Raw genomic sequence first — 18,684 nt, 5'->3', positions numbered from 1 at the left:
CGCTCAAAAGCCAATAGTATCAAACTTTCACAACTATTTATTACATTTTATTTACAAAAAAGCAAACTCTTTTACAAGTTTGCTTTTTTCTAACTTACAGTGCACATTCCTCAATCTCAAATCCTAAATCTTCAATCATACCCCAGTCTGCAGTTGGTTCTTGCCCCGCTGTCGTTAAGTAGTCTCCAACAAAAATAGAGTTTGCTGCAAATAAACCCATTGGTTGTACAGAACGTAAATTGATTTCACGCCCTCCTGAAATACGAATTTCTTTCGTTGGGTTTACAAAGCGCATCATCGCCAGCACTTTTAAACATTCTACTGGAGTTAACTCCTTTTGCCCTTCAAGCGGCGTACCCTTTACAGCAACAAGGAAATTACATGGAATTGAATCTGCATCTATACGTTGTAATTCGAATGCAATTTCAGCACGCTCTTCTATTGTTTCTCCCATTCCGAATATTGCACCAGAGCATGGTGAAATACCCGCTTGTTTCGCTTTTTGAACTGTATCAACACGATCGTCATACGTATGAGTGGAGCAAATGCTTTCGTAATTATTCGCATGTGTATTTAAGTTGTGGTTATAACGATGTACACCCGCTTCCGCTAAACGTCCTGCTTGATCTTCGTTTAAGAAGCCTAAACAACAACAAATCTTCAAATCTGTCGTTTCACGAATTTCCTTCACCGCCCCAATTACGTGATTCACCTCTTTATCCGTCGGACGACGACCAGATGCCACAATACAATATGTACCCGCTTTACGGCGAATTGCTTCATGCGCTCCTTCTACAATCTTTTCCTGCGTTAGCCATGCATATTTATCAATCGGTGCTTCTGAAATAATAGACTGTGAACAATATCCGCAATCTTCAGGACATAAGCCAGATTTCGTATTAATAATCATATTTAATTTTACTTTCTTACCAAAGTGATGATAGCGAATGATGTAAGCAGCATTCATAATTTCTAAAACTTCTGTCTCATCAGCTTCTAATATCGCTATTGCATCCTCTTTCGTAATCATTTTCTCTTCTACTACGTCATATGCAAGTTTTTTCCAATCTCTTTTTGTTTGTACTTGTTTCATTTCATCTCTTCCCCTCTTTTGTTATATGCATAAATAAAGCGTGATACGTCGCCATTATCCCTTCATTTTCCGTGAAGTCTCTTTCGTATATGCGAAGCATCGCACGAAAGAGTGAAGGACTTTGACAATATGATTCTTCATTACTATTGGTTGCTCCTACTTTTCGAATAGAATGTAGAAACTCCCTAACTTCTGTAAACCTCTCTATGTAACATGTTTCAGAAACATGTACATCCCCTGTTTCTATCTCACAAATATGGCGCAATTGATTTTTCGAATAAAAACGTTGCCCAATCGATGTTTCATTTTGTATATTTTTTTCTTCTTTCGCCCGCTGGAACGAAGCATGCAATTCTTGAAATGTTTCCTGTCCAAACGTTGAAAAGAGTAATAGCCCATCTATAGCTAGATGCTGAAATAAATTTCTTACCACTTGTTTTAAATCATTTAGCCATTGAAATGTGGCATTTGAAATAATGACATCATACGTTTCTTCTAGTCGTAATCGTTCGATATCCTCACAGTAAAACGTTACATCGTTCACATTTTGTCTAGCTTTCGCAACTGCAATCATACTTTCAGCAAAATCAATAGCTGTAATATGCGCTTTCGGAAATAAGTTTGCTAATTGCTCTGTAACATATCCTGTCCCGCATCCAAGTTCTAAAATACGTATCGATGCATTTGCATTATATCGCTGATTCAATGTAGAAAGTAATGAATGTGCCATCTTTTTTTGTACATTTGCATATTGATCATAGGATACAGCTGCCACGTTAAACCGTTTTTGTAGTAACGTTTTGTTGATCATGTCGTATCCCCTCTACAAATTGAATTATCTCATTTACACAATATTCAAAATCTGTTACACATAATGCGTGTCCAGCCTCATTTACTACCTTGAGCGTTGCAGTCTCATTCTCAGCCATACTATATGCTGCAGACAATGGACATATTACATCCTGCTCTCCGTGAATAAGTAGTATAGGTACTTTAACTTCTTTCAGTTCTTCTCTCATATCTGTTTCTATTAAATAATCTAAACCTACTTGTAAAGACTGAATACAATCACCTTTAAAGTGTTTTATTATATCTTCAAACCTTTTATTCTCTTTCAGCTCATCTTTCGTAAACATATTTTCATAAAAACGCTTGAGCGTATCTTCTTTCCTTCTCGCCAAATTCTTTTTCAGCCGTTCTACATGCAAAGCATTCCATCCACTCGTATAGTCGCTCGTATTTGTGAATTTGGCAGTACCACCAATTAATACAATACCTTTTGCCTTAATCTTTTTATGAGCTTGAACTGCCGCTAAAGCCCCTAGTGACCATCCAACTAAAATTACATTTTCATCCTTTGCTACCTCTATGATTCGCTCAGCGAATTCACTTTGTTCTTTCACATTACGCCAATTGACATATTGAACAGAATACCCTTTAAAGTACGGCAGAACTAAAGTCCAAACAGCTTCTTCCATTCCCCATCCAGGAATAAAAATAATCTTTAGCTCTTTCATACTAAAAACCCCTCTTCTTTACCAATGTGTATAATATGCTGAATAGCCCAATTCAAATCAGCTATTGTATGTTGGGACGTAACTGCAAAACGGATCCTTGAACTATTAACTGGAACCGTTGGTGGACGAATTGCAATTGCTGCAATACCTACCTCTTGCAACCTTTTACTAAATCGTAAAGCGGTTTCATTTGAACCGACTACAATCGGTACAATATGAGTTGAGCTATTCCCAATATCAAAACCAGCTGCTCGTAAATGGTTTCTAAAATATGCTCCATTCTCTATAAGCCTCTCTCTTCTTTCTTTATCTTCTTTTACAATTTCAATTGCTTTTTGTACCGCTCCTAATGTTCCTGGCGGTAATGCAGTAGTAAAAATGAAGCTTCTCATCATATTTTGTAAATACTCTATATAAATTGCCTCGCCTGTCAAATACGCACCATAACACCCTAAAGCCTTGCTAAACGTCCCCATATGTATATCAATTTTTTGAGAAATATCTTTTTCTATATGGGACAATCCTGCTCCATCCATTCCATATATTCCACTCGCATGTGCTTCATCAACTATAATGATTGCCCCGTATTTCTCTTTCAACTCCACTAACTCCCTCAAATACGCAGTATCACCATCCATACTAAAAACAGCATCCGTTACAATTACTTTCTTCTTTTTCGACGGCGCTACTTGCAACAATTTCTCTAAATGATCTAAATCATTATGACGATATCTTTTATGATCTGCCCCACTTAATATAATTCCATCAACGATGCTTGCATGATTTAATTTGTCACTAAACACAATATCATGACGACTCGCTAATGAAGAAATCACTCCAACATTTGCGATATATCCACTATTTACAACTAAGGCTTTTTCAGTGCCTTTCCACTCGCATATACTTCTCTCAGTCTCTTCATACAGTGAATAATTTCCTACAACGAGCCTTGATGCTGTCGCCCCAGTTCCATATTTTCTTGTGCATGCTATAGCAGCTTCTTTTAACCTTTCATCACCAGCTAATCCTAAATAATTATTTGACGCTAAATTTAGCATCCTTTTCTCATCTCGAATAAGCCATATCTCTTCTGCTTGTTCTGTTACATGCAAATTGCGATACTGCCCTTGCTCTTTTAATTGTTGCAATTTAGATTGAAGATGTGTGCGCCACGTTTGATTCATTTCGGATAAGCTCCTCTAATTTTGAAATCATTATATATTCTTTAGCAGATTCCAAGACTTCTTCTTTTGTAAACTCACCTTCAAAGAATGGTAATAAACCTAAAACTGGTACCCCACTTAACTCTTCAATCATTTCTTTATTTTCTTGCACTCTTTCCATTTCGCATTCTTTGCAGCCAGATAAAATGACACCTGCTACTGTTAAACCATGTGCCTTTGCATAAGCAACCGTTAAAACGGTATGATTTACTGTTCCTAATGTAGGACGCGCTACTACAATAAGAGGAAGCTGTAATTCTTTTGCGAAATCAATTACTAAAGCGTCCTCTGTATACGGAACAGCTAATCCCCCTGCTCCTTCTACAAGCAGACTATTAAACTCTTTTAATCGTTCATTATAGTGATGAATAATGTCTTTTAACACTACTGTCCTTCCAGCTCTTTTCATGGCAAGTCTCGGAGCAAGCGGCTCTTCAATAGAATACGGACAAATTTCATCTTCTTTTGTCGGTACACCTGATAATGCCTTTAACCTTGCTGCATCTCCCTCTGGATTTGATGCAACATGTCCACTTTGCAACGGTTTATATACCCCAATGTTATATCCCAATTCTCTAAATACACCTGCTAATGCACCGGCAACGACAGTTTTTCCCACTTCAGTATCCGTTGCTGTTATAAAAAAACCGCTCATTATTCTCCCTCCGTAACATCCGAGATTGCTTTATACAAAATACGTAACATATCATCAATCTCATCAATTGTAGAAGCAAGAGGTGGCATAAAGACAATCGTATTACCGAGCGGTCGCAGGATCATGCCTAGCTCTCTTGAGCGCTTACATACTTGAACACCGACTCTCTCTGTCCATTCAAACGCTTCTTTCGTTCCCTTATTCTTCACAAGTTCAATTCCAACCATTAACCCGCACTGACGAATATCCCCTACATGTTTATATGCAAAGAGTTCTTCTAATTGCGTCGCCACATATTCTGTTTTACGTGCTACTTCTTCTATTAAATTTGTTTTCTCATATAGTTCTAAATTCGCAATTGCTACCGCACACCCTAACGGATTCCCTGTATAACTATGACCGTGGAAAAACGTTTTTTGTTCTTCATATCCCCCTAAAAAGGCATTATAAATTTCATTTGTCGTTACAGTGATTGCAACTGGTAAATATCCGCCCGTTAAACCTTTTCCGGCTGTTAAAATGTCCGGCGTTACATTTTCATGTTCACATGCAAACATTTTCCCGGTACGCCCAAATCCAGTCGCTACCTCATCTGTAATAAATAAAACGTTATATTTTGTACATAAATTACGTAGCCCTTTTAAGTATCCTTTTGGCATTGTAATCATACCGCCAGCACCTTGCATTAAAGGTTCTACAATAATCGCCGCAATTTCTTCATGTTTGTCTTTCAGCAACTCTTCCATTTCTTCTAAATGTTTTTTTACAATTTCCTCCTTATTATTTCCATATGGAGAACGATATGTATATGGGTAAGGCATTTTAATTGCTTCAAATAAAAGTGAACTATACACTTGGTGAAACAAGTCTATTGCTCCTACTGAAACAGCTCCAATTGTATCACCATGATACGCTTCTTTTAATGTAACAAATCTTTGTTTCTTCGGTTTTCCTTTATGCTGCCAATATTGAAAGGCCATCTTAATTGCAATTTCAACAGCGCTAGAACCAGAGTCTGAATAAAATACTTTCTTTAAACCTTCTGGAACAACTTCAATTATTTTTTCTGCTAATAAAATAGATGGAACGTTAGCAAGTCCTAGCATAGTAGAATGGGCAATTTTATTTAATTGTTTATGAATTGCCTCATCTAGTTCCGGTACTTGATGCCCATGAACATTTAACCAAATAGACGAAACACCGTCCCAATATTCATTTCCATTTGTATCGTATAGCTTTCTTCCCTCTCCACGTTCAATAATGACAGGATCTTCTTCTAAATAATCCTTCATTTGTGTAAATGGGTGCCATACATAGGCTTTGTTTTTCTCCGATAATTCTTCATATGTATAAGATGGTTTGTCAGTCGTACTCTTACTAAAAGTCACAATTGTCACCCCTAATGTTAACTAGTTTATAAATACAGTTAACATTAAAACTAAATGACTGTCAATTATTTTTAAATCAAATAGTTCTTAAAAAAGAACAACCTATCATACGATAGGTTGTTCTACTTTCCATGTTGTATCTTTCCAATTTCTAAAATAATCTCTTCATCTTTTTTTCCTTCTGTATCAATTCCAAGTTGTTTTGCATGTTCAATCAATAAATCATGGCGCTTCTCAAATCTCGCAGTATTTACTTCTTTCGTAACCTCTTCTTTTGTTTTTCCTTCCGTAGAAACCCCTAGTTTCTCAGCTACTTTTTCCATCGACTTCTTCTCTTCAGCTTCTTTCGCTTTCTTCACTTCTGACTGCTGCATTTGCTTTTGCTTTGCCTGCTCTGATTCAGCTGCAAAAGCCGTGTAAATTCCAGCACTTCCGCCAATGACTAGTAAGGTGGTAAAAAGAATTATTTTTTTCTTCACTCTTTCCTCCCCTTTCAAATTCATTATAACGCACATTTTTCGGTGTTAAAACCTATCTCCTTTATTTCCCTAAAAAAATATTACACATTTTTATTGACATGTATGATGAATATATGATAAAAATTTAACTAACATCATATGAATCGGCATTGATAGGATTTAGTAGTATTTCGATTTCTGATTTCAGAGAGCTGGTGGTCGGTGCGAACCAGTACAGAGCGAATTATGAATTACCCCCTAGAGCTTCTTTTGCGAAACGTAAGGAGTAGTGAAAGACGGTTATAGACCGTTATATCTAAAGAGTGGTGAAACGAAACTGTTTCACAATTTAGGGTGGTACCGCGAATTTTTCGTCCCTGCATATATTGCAGGGGCGTTTTTATTTTATTAGCGTATATCATACGACCCTTTATTTTGTGATACATTCATTTCACAAGCTAGGGTGGTACCGCGATTTCTTCGTCCCTGCATATTTATATGCAGGGACGTTTTTTTATCCAATCATTTCCGTATCATATTGAAGGATCAACAATTACCGGTAATTTGTCACAAAATTCTAAAATTTAGAAGGAAATAAACAATATTGGCGAATTTTATATAAAAAAGAGCTATTTTAGATTACTTAGGAGGGAAAAACAATGGTTTCAAAAATTGAATCTGTTCTATTAACATTATTTATCTTTTTCTGTATTGGCTTTAGTGTTATTCAATTAGAAGTTTCACCACACATCCCAATTTTATTTGGTATCGTACTTTTATTAGCATTTGGATTTATGAAAAAAATCTCTTGGTCTACTATGGAAAAAGGAATGGTTAGTAGTATTTCAGCTGGTATTCCATCAATTTTTATTTTCTTACTTGTAGGTGTATTAATTAGTGTTTGGATCGCTGCTGGAACAATCCCAACTTTAATGGTATACGGCTTCCAGCTTGTATCTCCTAAAATTTTCGTTCCAACTGTTTTTGTTGTTTGTGCGATCGTTGGAACAAGTATCGGTAGTGCCTTTACAACTGCCGCAACTGTAGGACTTGCCTTTATGGGTATGGGTAGTGCTCTCGGATACGATCCAGCTCTAATCGCTGGTGCAATTATTTCTGGTGCATTCTTTGGAGATAAAATGTCTCCTTTATCTGATACAACAAACTTAGCTCCTGCTGTAACAGGTGTAGATCTATTTGAGCATATTCGTAACATGCTTTGGACAACAGTTCCAGCTTTCATTATTGCTTTTATCGCATTTTTCATTTTAGGAAGCGGTACGAGTGGAGACGTTGACTTTACAAACTTTATTAGCACATTAGAAAAAAACGCAACGATTTCTATCGTTACACTTATTCCAATTGTATTACTGTTCCTATTCGCATTTAAAAAAGTTCCAGCAGTTCCAACATTGCTTGCTGGAATTGTAGTAGGAATTATTATTCTCTTTATTTTTAAACCTAGCACTTCTTTAGCTGATTTAATGAAAATTATGCAAGACGGCTACGTTTCTAAAACTGGTATAAAAGACATTGATAGCTTACTATCTCGCGGTGGTCTACAAAGTATGATGATGTCGATTGCCCTTATTTTCCTAGCTCTTTGTATGGGGGGATTATTACAAGGAATGGGTATTATTACGCAGCTGATGAATATCATCTCTAGCTTCGTTAAAAATAGCACACGCTTAATTATTTCTACTGCTTCAACTGCAATTGGTGTAAACTTCTTACTTGGGGAGCAATACTTATCCATCGTTTTAACAGGACAAGCATTTGCTAATAAATACGATGAAGTCGGTTTAGAACGTAGAAATTTATCACGCGTACTAGAAGATGCAGGTACAGTTATTAACCCGCTCGTACCATGGGGAGTAAGTGGTGTATTCTTATCGAACGTCCTTGGCGTTCCGACATTTGATTACCTTCCATTCGCCATTTTCTGTTTAGCTTGCCCAGTCTTAACAATTATTGTTGGTTTCACTGGGTTTGGCCTTTCATGGAAGAAAGAAAAAGCAGTGACAATTTCATAATATACTAAAAAGGATTACCTGAATCGGTAATCCTTTTTATATTTCTCAACTATCTATTAGCTTTCTTTCTTCTAAATAACAGAAGTAATCCCGCTCCAACAAACGCTAAACCTGCCCCAATTGTAGAAACAACACTTGTGCCTGTTTTCGGTAAATCACGCTCTTCTTTCTTTTCACTTACAGTTGTTGTTTCTTTTGAGCTTTCATTCCCCGTCGTAGTTTGTCCAGATCCTGCATTATTTCCATTATTACCTTCATTTGTTGGTGGTGTCGTTGGATTTTCTCCATTATTTCCTTCACCTGTTGGTGGTGTCGTTGGATTTCCTCCATTATTTCCTTCACCTGTTGGTGGTGTCGTTGGATTTTCTCCATTATTTCCTTCACCTGTTGGTGGTGTTGTTGGATTTCCTCCATTATTTCCTTCACCTGTTGGCGGTGTTGTTGGATTCTCTCCACCCGTTTCTTTACCCTCATCGTTCTTCTTCGTTATATCAATTGCATATTTAGCAAATTCATTTTCAGATGGTCCAACATATGATATTTTCCCATCTTTCTTTATATACTTTTGTGCATTTGGTGAAGAATCGAATGTTGTATTTAATTTTTCCGCAACAATTGGTTTAAACGTCCAATTTTTATCTGCTGCTGGATCAATAACTGGTGTTTCTTGCATATACTTCACAATGATTTGACGCGTTTCATCTTGTGATTGGTATACAACTTCCCCTTTACTTACACCTGGGAACGTTTGGCTACTTCCACGATAGTTATTTGTAGCGACGATGAACTCTTGATTGTCAGCTACTGGTTTACCTTCATACGTCATATTTATAATACGATTCGTATTTGCATTTACAACTTTACCATCTTTATCATATTTTGCCGGTTGTGTTACATCAATTTCGTATTTTAAGCCATCTAAAATATCGAAGTTATATGTAGGATAGCCTATATTTACTAACGGCTGTTCTTCTGTTTTCTTTGGATCGATTTGATTAAACTGACCTGCAGACATTTCAAGCCATTCTTTCACTTGTGCCCCATTTACTTTTACAGCATATAACGTATTTGGATATACATATAAATCTGCAACGTTTTTAATTGCTAACGTTCCAGCTGGAATGTCCGTATAATATGTAGCACCGTTTCGGCCACCTGCTTTAAATGGTGCTCCTGCAGATAAGACTGGAATTCCTTTATATTTGCTATATTGTCCATTTTCAGCAAATAACTTTTCTACATACCATTTCTGTGCATTTGTCACAAGTTGTACAGAAGGATCATCTTGTACTAATGAGAAATAACTATTAATTGGTGCTGTCGTTTTTCCTACAGCTGTATTCACATAATCAATTGTCGCTTGATGATCATCTTTAATTTCATTAACTAATTTTTCATCAGATTTTACTAATGGGTTCCCTTTACTATCAGCAATCGGACGAAGTTGCGGCTTTGATTGCTCTTTTTGTACTTCCCATTTTCCATTTACCTTTTTCAATTGCATATCAATAATACCTAAGTTACTTCCAAAGACACCAGGCATTACAACTGGAACACCATTAAATACATCCTTCACTTCAGTATGTGAATGGCCCATTAATACTGCATCTACACCAGGAACTTCTGTTAAATAATACGAAGCATTTTCCATCCCTACGTTGTAGCCACTCTTATCAACACCAGAATGTGCTAGTGCAACGATAACATCTGCACCTTCAGCTTTCATTTTTGGCACCATTTTCTTCGCTGTTTCAACTATATCTTTCGCTTTCACTTTTCCTTCTAAATTTGCTTTATCCCAGTTCATAACTTGAGGTGGAACAAATCCCATTACGCCAATTTTCACTTTTTGTTTTTGTCCTGATTCATCTTCTACTTCTTTTTCAAAAACATGATATGGTTTAAAGTAGTTTTGGTCGTTCTCTTCATTATTATCTTTATCATCTTTGTAGACGTTCGAGTTAATAACCGGGAACTCTGTTTTACTAATTACTTTGTTTAAATAGTCTAAACCGTAGTTAAATTCATGATTCCCAAGAGAAATGACGTCATACTTCATTAAATTCATTAAACGATACAATGGATGTGTATAACTAGGATCCACAGGCTTCTTCGGATCATTTATTTTATTCGCTACATAATCTCCAAGCGGTGTCCCTTGTAATGCATCCCCATCATCAAATAACACAGAGTTCTTCGCTTCTTCACGTGCTTTATTAACAAGTGTTGCCGTTTGTACGAGACCTACTTTATTATCGGTTTTCGTTTGATAATAATCGTAATTCATTAAGTTAACGTGAATATCTGATGTTTCTAGAATTCGTAAGTTAACCGTACTCTCCCCAGTTTGCTCATCCGCATGAGCTGTTGTTGGCAATACTTGCGGCGCTATTACACCTATAGCAAGAGTTGCTCCAGCTAGCATTTTTTTTGACTTTTTCACAAAAAATCCCCCTTATACAATTACCAAAGAATAATGAAATGAATTTCTATTAGTCTCTAACCACATACCTTTTTTCTTCTATTAGATACACGATTTTCATTTCATCCTGCGCTAACGATTAGTCCCCTTAAACGACCAATTGATGAAGACTAGCAATTAACGGGAGATAAAGCTCCCACTATGTAGAATTTTACCTTATCTGACATTATCATATATAATGTCCTTTCATATCGTCAATATTTTTTGACATACTTCTACAAATTTTCTGTAAAGTTATTGTAAACTTTTCATAAACATATAATATGCCCTTACATTGCTAATACTGCTGAATATGATACAATTACCAATTACAAGGAGGATGAATTATGAAAAAAGTCATCTTAACAATTGTTTGTCTCCTCCTTCTAATCATTTCTTATTCTTATTTTGAAAAGAACGATGAGACAAAGCAAAATGAACCTGAAGAAAAAACTGAAAAAACATCTACTCCAAGTTGGATTGATAAACAAACAAACGAGTCCTTTTATCATCTCGTACTAGGTGATTCACTTGCCAAAGGATATGGATCGACACAAGGGGGATTTGCTGAATTAGCCTCGAGACAAATAGAATCACAAATTCATAAACCAATTACAGTAGAAAACCTTGGTATCAATGGTCTTACAACAGATCGTCTCGTTAAAAAAGTTCAATCAGAAGATGTAAAACAAAAAATTAGAGCGGCAAATATCATTACAATTAATATTGGAGGAAATAATTTATTTCGTTTAAATCGAGATGTCGGTGTTATAGATGGTATTAAAATGTTAAATAAAGAAAAGGCTCATTTTGAAGCGGATGTAAAAAGTATTGTAAAGACAGTTCGAGATGAAAATCCGGATGCTTTACTCATTCTTTCTGAACTCTATAACCCGTTACAACTCGATGACTCCATCACAAGTTATGCAGATATGTTTTTAGACGGCTGGAATGAATCCGTTTATTCCATTGCAAAAGCAAATCAACCATCTATCGTTTTACCAATTCGCAAATTAATATCTAATGATAAGAAAGAATTACTCTTTGACCAAGTACACCCTAATGACAAAGGCTATACGATTATTGCCGATTCATTTACAAAAAAAGTGTTGGCCTACAAATATTAAAATTTCCATGAAACAATTCTATTTTTATAACATGTCTTTTTTGTTACAATGAGAGTGGAAGGGGGCCTTTATATGGAATCACGCGAGTGGGAACGTATTGTTGATCATCTTCTTTCGCTAGTGCCTCTTTTTTATCGCAAATTTATGCTTCCTGGAGAATTTTCTTCTCAAAGACATATGCCGCCATCACATACACAAGTATTGCTACTTCTGCATGAAAATGGCACATTAGCAGTTTCCGAAATCGGCAAGCGGCTAGCGATTTCAAGGCCTAACATGACACCTCTATTAAACAAATTGATTCAAGAAGAACTAATAGAGCGTCATTATAGCGAAAAAGATCGACGGGTCATTTTAATTTCCCTAACAGCTGAAGGGAAATTGTTAGTAAATCAGTATCAACAATTCATTTTAGACAAATTAAAAGAAAATTTCCAAACATTATCTGAGGAAGAACGTGAAAAGCTCATTCACTCTCTTCAAACCATTCAAAATTTAATTTTGAAAACAAACGCATAAAGCTGCTTCTAAATAGAAGCAGCTTTATGATTCGTAATAATTACCATAGTATACATTTGAATATGGCCATGTCGTTAAATATGGTTTTTGATTTTGCGTAGGTTGTTGCGGTGGTATTTGTGATAATTGCTGTACTTGTTGTTGTCGATATAATTCGTATTGTCTATTCCTATCATAAGCCGGATAATAATTTACATATGGATAGACTTGAGGTACGTAATAATAATACATTCATTCTCTCCCCCTTTTTCTTAAACATATTCAAAGGAGAAAATGAGTGTGACACTCTTTATATTTGCACGAGCGGTTCTGTCACTCTTTTTTTTCTGTTCTTCAAACGTAACTTACGGTTCTTTTCGTATAGATAATGCACCACGAAATATGAAACTACACCAAACACAACTCCTAAAATCGTCATTCCGATTAATACATACACTTCACTCTGCAATAACCCCTTCAATATCGTAAAAATATGACTTGAAAACAAATCCGATATTGTAAATGGTTCATGATGTATTTTCTGTACATGAAATGGATAAATCATTTTCCCTAATGCATAAGCAAGTGGAAATAAAACTACTGGTAGAAACGAAATCTTTCCAATAATATTGCCAATCACCGCAGCTGGAAAAGATCCCTTTACTAATCGAACGATTGGATAAAATATTACATATACGAGCGATGCCGTATATATAACCAACATCTCCAAGCCAAAACCAATTGCAAAACCTAATGATACTTTCTTTGCACCTTCTGGCGATCGAAGCAACTTATAATATTGAAACTTTACCATTCTCCACATCCGCTGAAAAAGCGAATATCTTCTCTTAGTTGTTTTCAAATTCATCATCTCTTTAACTATATTTTTATATGTAGTATGTCCTTACACACTCTGAAAAACAAATTTAGTTTCTTCTTTTATTATAAATGATATCAAAATGGTTAACTAAATATACATATGACATTTCAATACAAAAAGTGCATCTCCAATTGTTATTTGTACGTAACAATTGGAGATGCACATCATTTAAGAAAGCTCTTCTACATTTTTAAATAAACTTACTAATAATGCTTTTTGCGCATGTAATCGATTACCAGCTTGCTCAAAGACGATAGACTGTGGTCCATCTATAATCTCGCCTGTTACTTCTTCTTCACGATGGGCAGGTAAACAGTGTAAGAAACGATACGTTTGCTTCGCATGCGTAACAAGTTCTTTATTGATTTGGTAAGGTTGAAATAAAGTATATTTCTCTTCTTCTCCCTCTTGCCCCATGCTCATCCAAACATCAGTATAAATGAAATCTGCTTCATTCACCGCTAGTTCAGGGTTATGCAAAATTTCAATTTCAGCTCCTGTTTGCTCGGCAATCGCTAACGCTTTTTTTACAATCTCTTCATTCGGTTCATATCCTACAGGCGTTGCAACAGTCATATGCATTCCGACTTTCGCACTCGCTAACAACAATGAATGACATACATTATTTCCGTCACCTACGTAAGCCAATTTTATTCCTTTAAATGTATTTTTTTCTTCATATATTGTCATTAAGTCTGCCAATGCTTGACAAGGATGATGATCGTCCGTTAAACCGTTAATCACAGGTATGCTCGATTCTTTTGCAAGCTCTTCTACATCAGCATGTGAGAATGTACGTATCATGATCCCGTCAATATAATGAGATAATACTTTTGCAGTATCTGAAACGCTCTCTCCTCTTCCAATTTGCATCTCTTTCCCACTTAAAAACATACCATGTCCTCCGAGTTGTACCATTCCTGCTTCAAAAGATACGCGAGTACGAGTTGAATGTTTATCAAAGATAAGCCCTAATATTTTGCCCTGTAATAAAGGCTCCTGCTTATTCTTTTTTAAATATATAGCGAATTCAATTAAAGAAATAATTTCTTCTTGTGTTAATTCTTCTAATGTTAAAAGATCCTTCGTATTTAATTTCGGTACTTGTACAGTTGACATGGAATTTCCCCCTTATATGATTGATACGTTTTTTGTACAAACTACTTTTTTTATCATATATACTGCCTGTTCTAACTCTTCATTCGTTACAATAAGTGGTGGTAATAGTCTTATCACATTAGGTCCTGCTTGTAATACAAGAAGCCCTTCTTTCTCTAGTTGTTCTATAAAACTTGAAACCTCATGCGTACACTCAATTCCAATCATAAGCCCCTTACCACGTATATTTTGAATACATTCGACATGTCGTAATTCCTCTTGCAACTTCTGTAATACGTACTCGCCCTTTTCCTTTACTTCTTTTAAAAACGATGGTTTCTTAGTTATTTGCAATACTTCTTTCGCTGCAGCCATTGCAATATAATTTCCACCAAACGTTGAACCGTGTGATCCTGCAGGAAGCGATGTTCCAAGTTCTTTCCGGCCAATCATTGCTCCAACTGGAATGCCATTTCCAAGCGCCTTAGCGGTAGTAACGATATGAGGATGTATTCCCATTTGTTCGTAAGCAAATAATGTCCCAGTTCTTCCAATTCCAGTTTGTACTTCATCTATAATAAATAGGGAACCGGACTTCTTACATAATATTTCAATCTCTTTCAAAAAGGCTAGATTAGCAGGTACTACTCCTCCCTCACCTTGAATAACTTCTACCATTACTGCCGCAACTTCTTCATTCATTACCTCTTCCAATGCCTTAATATCGTTAAAAGGAATATGTAAAAAAGATGGAAGTAATGGACCAAATCCCTCTTTCACTTTATTTTGCCCCGTCGCACTCATCGTTCCGAATGTTCTACCGTGAAAAGACTGCTCGCATGTTACGACAAGGGATTTTTCAGTATGCTTACGGGCTAACTTCAAAGCTGCTTCATTCGCCTCTGCCCCGCTATTACAGAAAAACACATAATCTAATGCTATATTTTCTGTTAATAATGATGCGACTTCTTCTTGTAAGCTGTTTTTAAACAGGTTAGATATATGCCATATTTTATGCAGTTGCTCTTGTACAGCTTTCATAACCGTAGGATGACAATGTCCTAAATTACATACACCGATTCCTGATGTGAAATCTAAATATTGCTTACTGTTATTATCAATGACTTTCGTTCCTTTTCCCTTTACAAACTCAACCTTTCTTCTCCCATATGTTTGAAAAAGATGACTTGTCATGCAATACTCACGCCCCTCGTTACCGTCGTTCCGATACACTCACCTGTAACCTCGGTAAAATCCTTCGTCCCATTTACGATACTAACCTTTTGCACTCCCATTTTTAATGATGCTAGTGCTGCCTGTACTTTCGGAATCATCCCACCGGTAATAACACCGTTTTCTATAAAATTAACAATCTCAAATTCGTCGGCTTTCTTTACTAACTTCCCTTCATGTAATACCCCATCTACATCTGTAATAAAAATGAGTTCTTTTGCAGATAATGCGGCCGCAATTCCAGCTGCGGCGGTATCTGCATTTATGTTATAAATCTCATTATCATTTATGCCGACCGGAGCAATAACAGGAATATAATTCATATTTATTAATCCTTTTAGTAAGGCCGTTTCGACATAACTTACTTCTCCCACATATCCTATTTCTTCGCTGACAGGTTGAACTTGAAGTAACTTGCCATCACACCCTGAGCAACCTACCGCAAGTAAATTATGCCTTTGCAACTTCATTACAAACTTTTTATTCGTACTTCCGCATAGCACCATTTGAACAATATCCATAACTTCTCTTGGTGTTACTCGTAATCCATCTCTTTTTTCTACTTTGATGTTACAATCTTTTAATTGGGCATCAATTTCTGGGCCACCGCCATGGACAATCACTACTTTATACTTCTGTTGCAATTTCTTTATGCAATCAAAAAACACATCATTTAATTGGTCCAACATACTACCGCCGCATTTCACTACAATATAATCGCTCATCTTCCCTCTCCTTATGTACGATAACAAGCGTTTATTTTCACATAATCATAGCTTAAGTCACAGCCCCAAGCTGATCCCGACTCTTCTCCTAAATGTAAATACACATTAATCATAATTTCATGTTCTTTTAATTTCTTTTTCATTTCCTCTTCAGAAAATATTTGAGGTTCACTATTTTTTAACACAGTGATCGATTGAAGAGTAATATCAATTGTATTTGAGTTAATCGCGACTTCACTTTGTCCAATACTGCTAATAATTCGCCCCCAGTTTGGATCTTCACCATGTATTGCTGTTTTCACAAGACTCGAACCTACTATTTGCTTTGCAATTTTCTTTGCCTCTTCATTCGCTTTCGCTCCTAGCACATTTACTTCTATTAACTTCGTAGCACCTTCACCATCTTGTGCAATTTTTTTTGCTAAATCTTCACATACCTTCTGTAAAGCAAATACGAAAGTTTCCCAATCTGTATGTTCCATATTGATTGGTTTCGTTTCTGATAATCCACTTGCCATAACGAGGGCCATGTCATTCGTAGAAGTATCTCCATCTACGGTAATTTGATTAAATGTATGATTCGTTATTTGTGATAATGCTGTTTGCAATACATCATGCTCTATATGAGCATCTGTCGTAATAAAACTTAGCATTGTTGCCATATTTGGATGAATCATCCCTGAACCTTTCGCAACACCAGCAATCGTCACTTTCTTCTCATCAATCATCATCTCATAGCAAGTTTCTTTCGTTATAAGATCCGTCGTTAAGATCGCTTCAGAAAAAGAATGAGCATCACTTTCTTCCTTCGTCGGGATAAGAGTGGCAATTCCCTTTCGGATGATATCCATCGGCAGCGGAACACCAATTACACCTGTTGAAGCTACTGCAACGTAATTTTCTTTCACTCCAAAATGTTCCGCTCCTAATGTGCGCATCTCGTAAGCATCTTGTAACCCTTTCGTTCCTGTACAAGCATTTGCATTTCCACTATTGACGATAATTGCCTGCAATTTCCCCTCAGCCGTTATACTATCTTTCGTTACTTGCAACGGGGCTGCTTGTATTTGATTCGTTGTATAAACGGCGGCACATGATGCTGGCACTTCACAAATGATTACACCTAAATCCTTTTTGTCTTTTTTCAAACCATTTGCAGTACCGATTGCCGAAAAGCCTTTTGGCGTTACAATTGAACCATTTTCTAATTTTGTAATAGACTCTACTTTAATCATCATGTCCCCCTTATAAATAAAGCGGCATATACTGTAAACCTGTTGTTTCTTCTAGTCCCGCTACTATATTTGCATTTTGAATCGCTTGCCCAGCCGCACCTTTCATCATATTGTCTATAACAGAAACGACTGTCACTCTTCCTGTTCTTTCATCGTAAGCTATCCCCATATCACAATAATTTGAGCCCCTCACTTCTTTCGGACTTGGAAACTCTCCTTGCGTACGAATTCGAATGAAAGGCGATTGTTCATACGTTTCTTCATATAATTTTTGAAGTTTCCCTATTTTCATTTCTCGTTTTACTTTCGCATAAAGTGTAACCATAATCCCCCGTGATATCGGTATTAAATGTGTACTAAACGTGATTGGCTTCGTTTCCCCATTCCACTCCGCAAGCATTTGCTCAATCTCGGGAACGTGTTGATGCTCATTCACTTTATAAATACGCAAGTTATCATATAACTCAGGAAAGTGAGTCGTTGTTGTTGGTGTTTTGCCTGCTCCAGATACTCCTGATTTCGCATCAATAATAATAGAATCTTCATCAATTATGCGGCTACGAACTAACGGTAATACCGCTAATAATGCAGCTGTAGCAAAACATCCTGGGTTTGCAATTAAATTTGCATTTTGTATCTCAGACCTTTTCCATTCACTTAACCCATATACAGCTTCACTAAGAATCTCTTCTTTTGCAGCCGCCTTTTTATACCACTGTTCATATATGAAAGGATCTTTCATACGAAAGTCTCCAGATAGGTCAATTACTTTTAAACCTACTTCTAACAATTTGGGAGTTAGCTCTGCTGATACTCCTGCCGGGGTTGCCAAAAATACAATTTCTGCTTCCTTCACTATTTCCTCCGCATCAATTTCTTGTAACGTATGAACAAGTACATTTTGAAAATACGGATATACATTTGTTATACACTCGCCAACTTGCGAAAAAGAATGAAGAGATGCTATCGAAAAATACGGATGTTGCTCTAATAGCCGAATTAACTCAATACCTCCATACCCAGTTGCTCCAATAATCGCGACTTTCATATGCTCCTCCTC

18 protein-coding genes and 1 other annotated feature are annotated in these 18,684 nt (G+C 36.3%); of the genes, 3 read left to right on the top strand and 15 right to left on the bottom strand.

The window, feature by feature from the left end; all coding sequences use genetic code 11:
* Positions 1 to 94: 94 nt before the first annotated feature.
* The 7 genes from bioB to AC3WTI_RS18175 form a co-directional block, all read right to left on the bottom strand.
* A complete protein-coding gene (bioB, locus tag AC3WTI_RS18205; RefSeq protein ID WP_087956862.1) occupies positions 95 to 1,093 on the bottom strand; it encodes a biotin synthase in 999 nt (332 codons plus the stop codon).
* Position 1,094: 1 nt separating this feature from the next.
* Entirely contained in the window at positions 1,095 to 1,904 is an 810-nt protein-coding gene (gene bioC, locus AC3WTI_RS18200; RefSeq protein WP_097841190.1) for a malonyl-ACP O-methyltransferase BioC, read from the bottom strand.
* Positions 1,870 to 2,610, bottom strand: coding sequence for an alpha/beta fold hydrolase (locus AC3WTI_RS18195; RefSeq protein ID WP_087956864.1), 741 nt, complete (start codon positions 2,608 to 2,610; stop codon positions 1,870 to 1,872). Before AC3WTI_RS18195 ends, bioC begins: the two co-directional genes overlap by 35 nt.
* Positions 2,607 to 3,794, bottom strand: coding sequence for an 8-amino-7-oxononanoate synthase (gene bioF, locus AC3WTI_RS18190; RefSeq protein ID WP_097841191.1), 1,188 nt, complete (start codon positions 3,792 to 3,794; stop codon positions 2,607 to 2,609). Before bioF ends, AC3WTI_RS18195 begins: the two co-directional genes overlap by 4 nt.
* Positions 3,760 to 4,488: an ATP-dependent dethiobiotin synthetase BioD gene (gene bioD / locus AC3WTI_RS18185; RefSeq protein ID WP_097841192.1), complete on the bottom strand. Its 729-nt coding sequence runs from the start codon at positions 4,486 to 4,488 to the stop codon at positions 3,760 to 3,762. The genes bioF and bioD overlap by 35 nt, the downstream gene beginning before the upstream one ends.
* A complete protein-coding gene (bioA, locus tag AC3WTI_RS18180; protein ID WP_087956867.1) occupies positions 4,488 to 5,876 on the bottom strand; it encodes an adenosylmethionine--8-amino-7-oxononanoate transaminase in 1,389 nt (462 codons plus the stop codon). Before bioA ends, bioD begins: the two co-directional genes overlap by 1 nt.
* Positions 5,877 to 5,998: 122 nt before the next feature.
* Positions 5,999 to 6,355 (bottom strand): hypothetical protein, encoded by a 357-nt coding sequence (locus AC3WTI_RS18175; protein WP_142286695.1) that lies wholly within the window; start codon positions 6,353 to 6,355, stop codon positions 5,999 to 6,001.
* 140 nt (positions 6,356 to 6,495) lie between these two features.
* Positions 6,496 to 6,716, top strand: a binding site (T-box leader).
* Positions 6,717 to 6,993: 277 nt separating this feature from the next.
* On the opposite strand from AC3WTI_RS18175, the gene nhaC reads away from it, so the two are divergent.
* The gene (gene nhaC, locus AC3WTI_RS18170; protein WP_087956869.1) at positions 6,994 to 8,367 is read left to right on the top strand and encodes a Na+/H+ antiporter NhaC; all 1,374 of its coding nucleotides are present in this window, start codon (positions 6,994 to 6,996) and stop codon (positions 8,365 to 8,367) included.
* Positions 8,368 to 8,416: 49 nt separating this feature from the next.
* Here the strand turns inward: nhaC and cpdB are convergent, their stop codons facing one another.
* Positions 8,417 to 10,810 (bottom strand): bifunctional 2',3'-cyclic-nucleotide 2'-phosphodiesterase/3'-nucleotidase, encoded by a 2,394-nt coding sequence (gene cpdB / locus AC3WTI_RS18165; protein WP_087956870.1) that lies wholly within the window; start codon positions 10,808 to 10,810, stop codon positions 8,417 to 8,419.
* Positions 10,811 to 11,175: 365 nt separating this feature from the next.
* Here cpdB and AC3WTI_RS18160 point away from each other — a divergent pair, with 365 nt between their 5' ends.
* A complete protein-coding gene (locus tag AC3WTI_RS18160; RefSeq protein ID WP_087956871.1) occupies positions 11,176 to 11,955 on the top strand; it encodes a GDSL-type esterase/lipase family protein in 780 nt (259 codons plus the stop codon).
* A gap of 72 nt (positions 11,956 to 12,027) precedes the next feature.
* Positions 12,028 to 12,474, top strand: a complete 447-nt coding sequence (locus tag AC3WTI_RS18155) for a MarR family winged helix-turn-helix transcriptional regulator (protein ID WP_000445817.1) — start codon at positions 12,028 to 12,030, stop codon at positions 12,472 to 12,474.
* A 24-nt stretch (positions 12,475 to 12,498) separates the two neighbouring features.
* Here AC3WTI_RS18155 and AC3WTI_RS18150 read toward each other — a convergent pair whose 3' ends face one another.
* The 7 genes from AC3WTI_RS18150 to argC all read right to left on the bottom strand — a co-directional run bounded on the left by AC3WTI_RS18150 (position 12,499) and on the right by argC (position 18,672).
* The gene (locus AC3WTI_RS18150) at positions 12,499 to 12,705 is read right to left on the bottom strand and encodes a hypothetical protein (RefSeq protein ID WP_087956872.1); all 207 of its coding nucleotides are present in this window, start codon (positions 12,703 to 12,705) and stop codon (positions 12,499 to 12,501) included.
* Between the two features lie 58 nt (positions 12,706 to 12,763).
* Entirely contained in the window at positions 12,764 to 13,324 is a 561-nt protein-coding gene (locus tag AC3WTI_RS18145) for a DUF2062 domain-containing protein (RefSeq protein ID WP_087956873.1), read from the bottom strand.
* Positions 13,325 to 13,501: 177 nt separating this feature from the next.
* Positions 13,502 to 14,452, bottom strand: coding sequence for an ornithine carbamoyltransferase (argF, locus tag AC3WTI_RS18140; protein WP_087956874.1), 951 nt, complete (start codon positions 14,450 to 14,452; stop codon positions 13,502 to 13,504).
* 12 nt (positions 14,453 to 14,464) lie between these two features.
* Positions 14,465 to 15,625 carry an acetylornithine transaminase gene (argD, locus tag AC3WTI_RS18135; protein ID WP_087956875.1) on the bottom strand — a complete coding sequence of 387 codons (1,161 nt, stop codon included), beginning with the start codon at positions 15,623 to 15,625 and terminating at the stop codon, positions 14,465 to 14,467.
* Positions 15,622 to 16,389 carry an acetylglutamate kinase gene (gene argB / locus AC3WTI_RS18130; protein ID WP_087956876.1) on the bottom strand — a complete coding sequence of 256 codons (768 nt, stop codon included), beginning with the start codon at positions 16,387 to 16,389 and terminating at the stop codon, positions 15,622 to 15,624. Before argB ends, argD begins: the two co-directional genes overlap by 4 nt.
* 11 nt (positions 16,390 to 16,400) lie before the next feature.
* Positions 16,401 to 17,624: a bifunctional glutamate N-acetyltransferase/amino-acid acetyltransferase ArgJ gene (gene argJ / locus AC3WTI_RS18125; RefSeq protein ID WP_142305866.1), complete on the bottom strand. Its 1,224-nt coding sequence runs from the start codon at positions 17,622 to 17,624 to the stop codon at positions 16,401 to 16,403.
* Between the two features lie 10 nt (positions 17,625 to 17,634).
* A complete protein-coding gene (gene argC, locus AC3WTI_RS18120) occupies positions 17,635 to 18,672 on the bottom strand; it encodes an N-acetyl-gamma-glutamyl-phosphate reductase (protein WP_087956878.1) in 1,038 nt (345 codons plus the stop codon).
* Between the last annotated feature and the right edge of the window lie 12 nt (positions 18,673 to 18,684).

The sequence above is a fragment of the Bacillus sp. EB106-02-03-XG38 genome (genome assembly GCF_058792175.1).
Note: the sequence above shows the minus strand (reverse complement) of the source record. Positions and strands in the feature narration are given on the sequence as shown.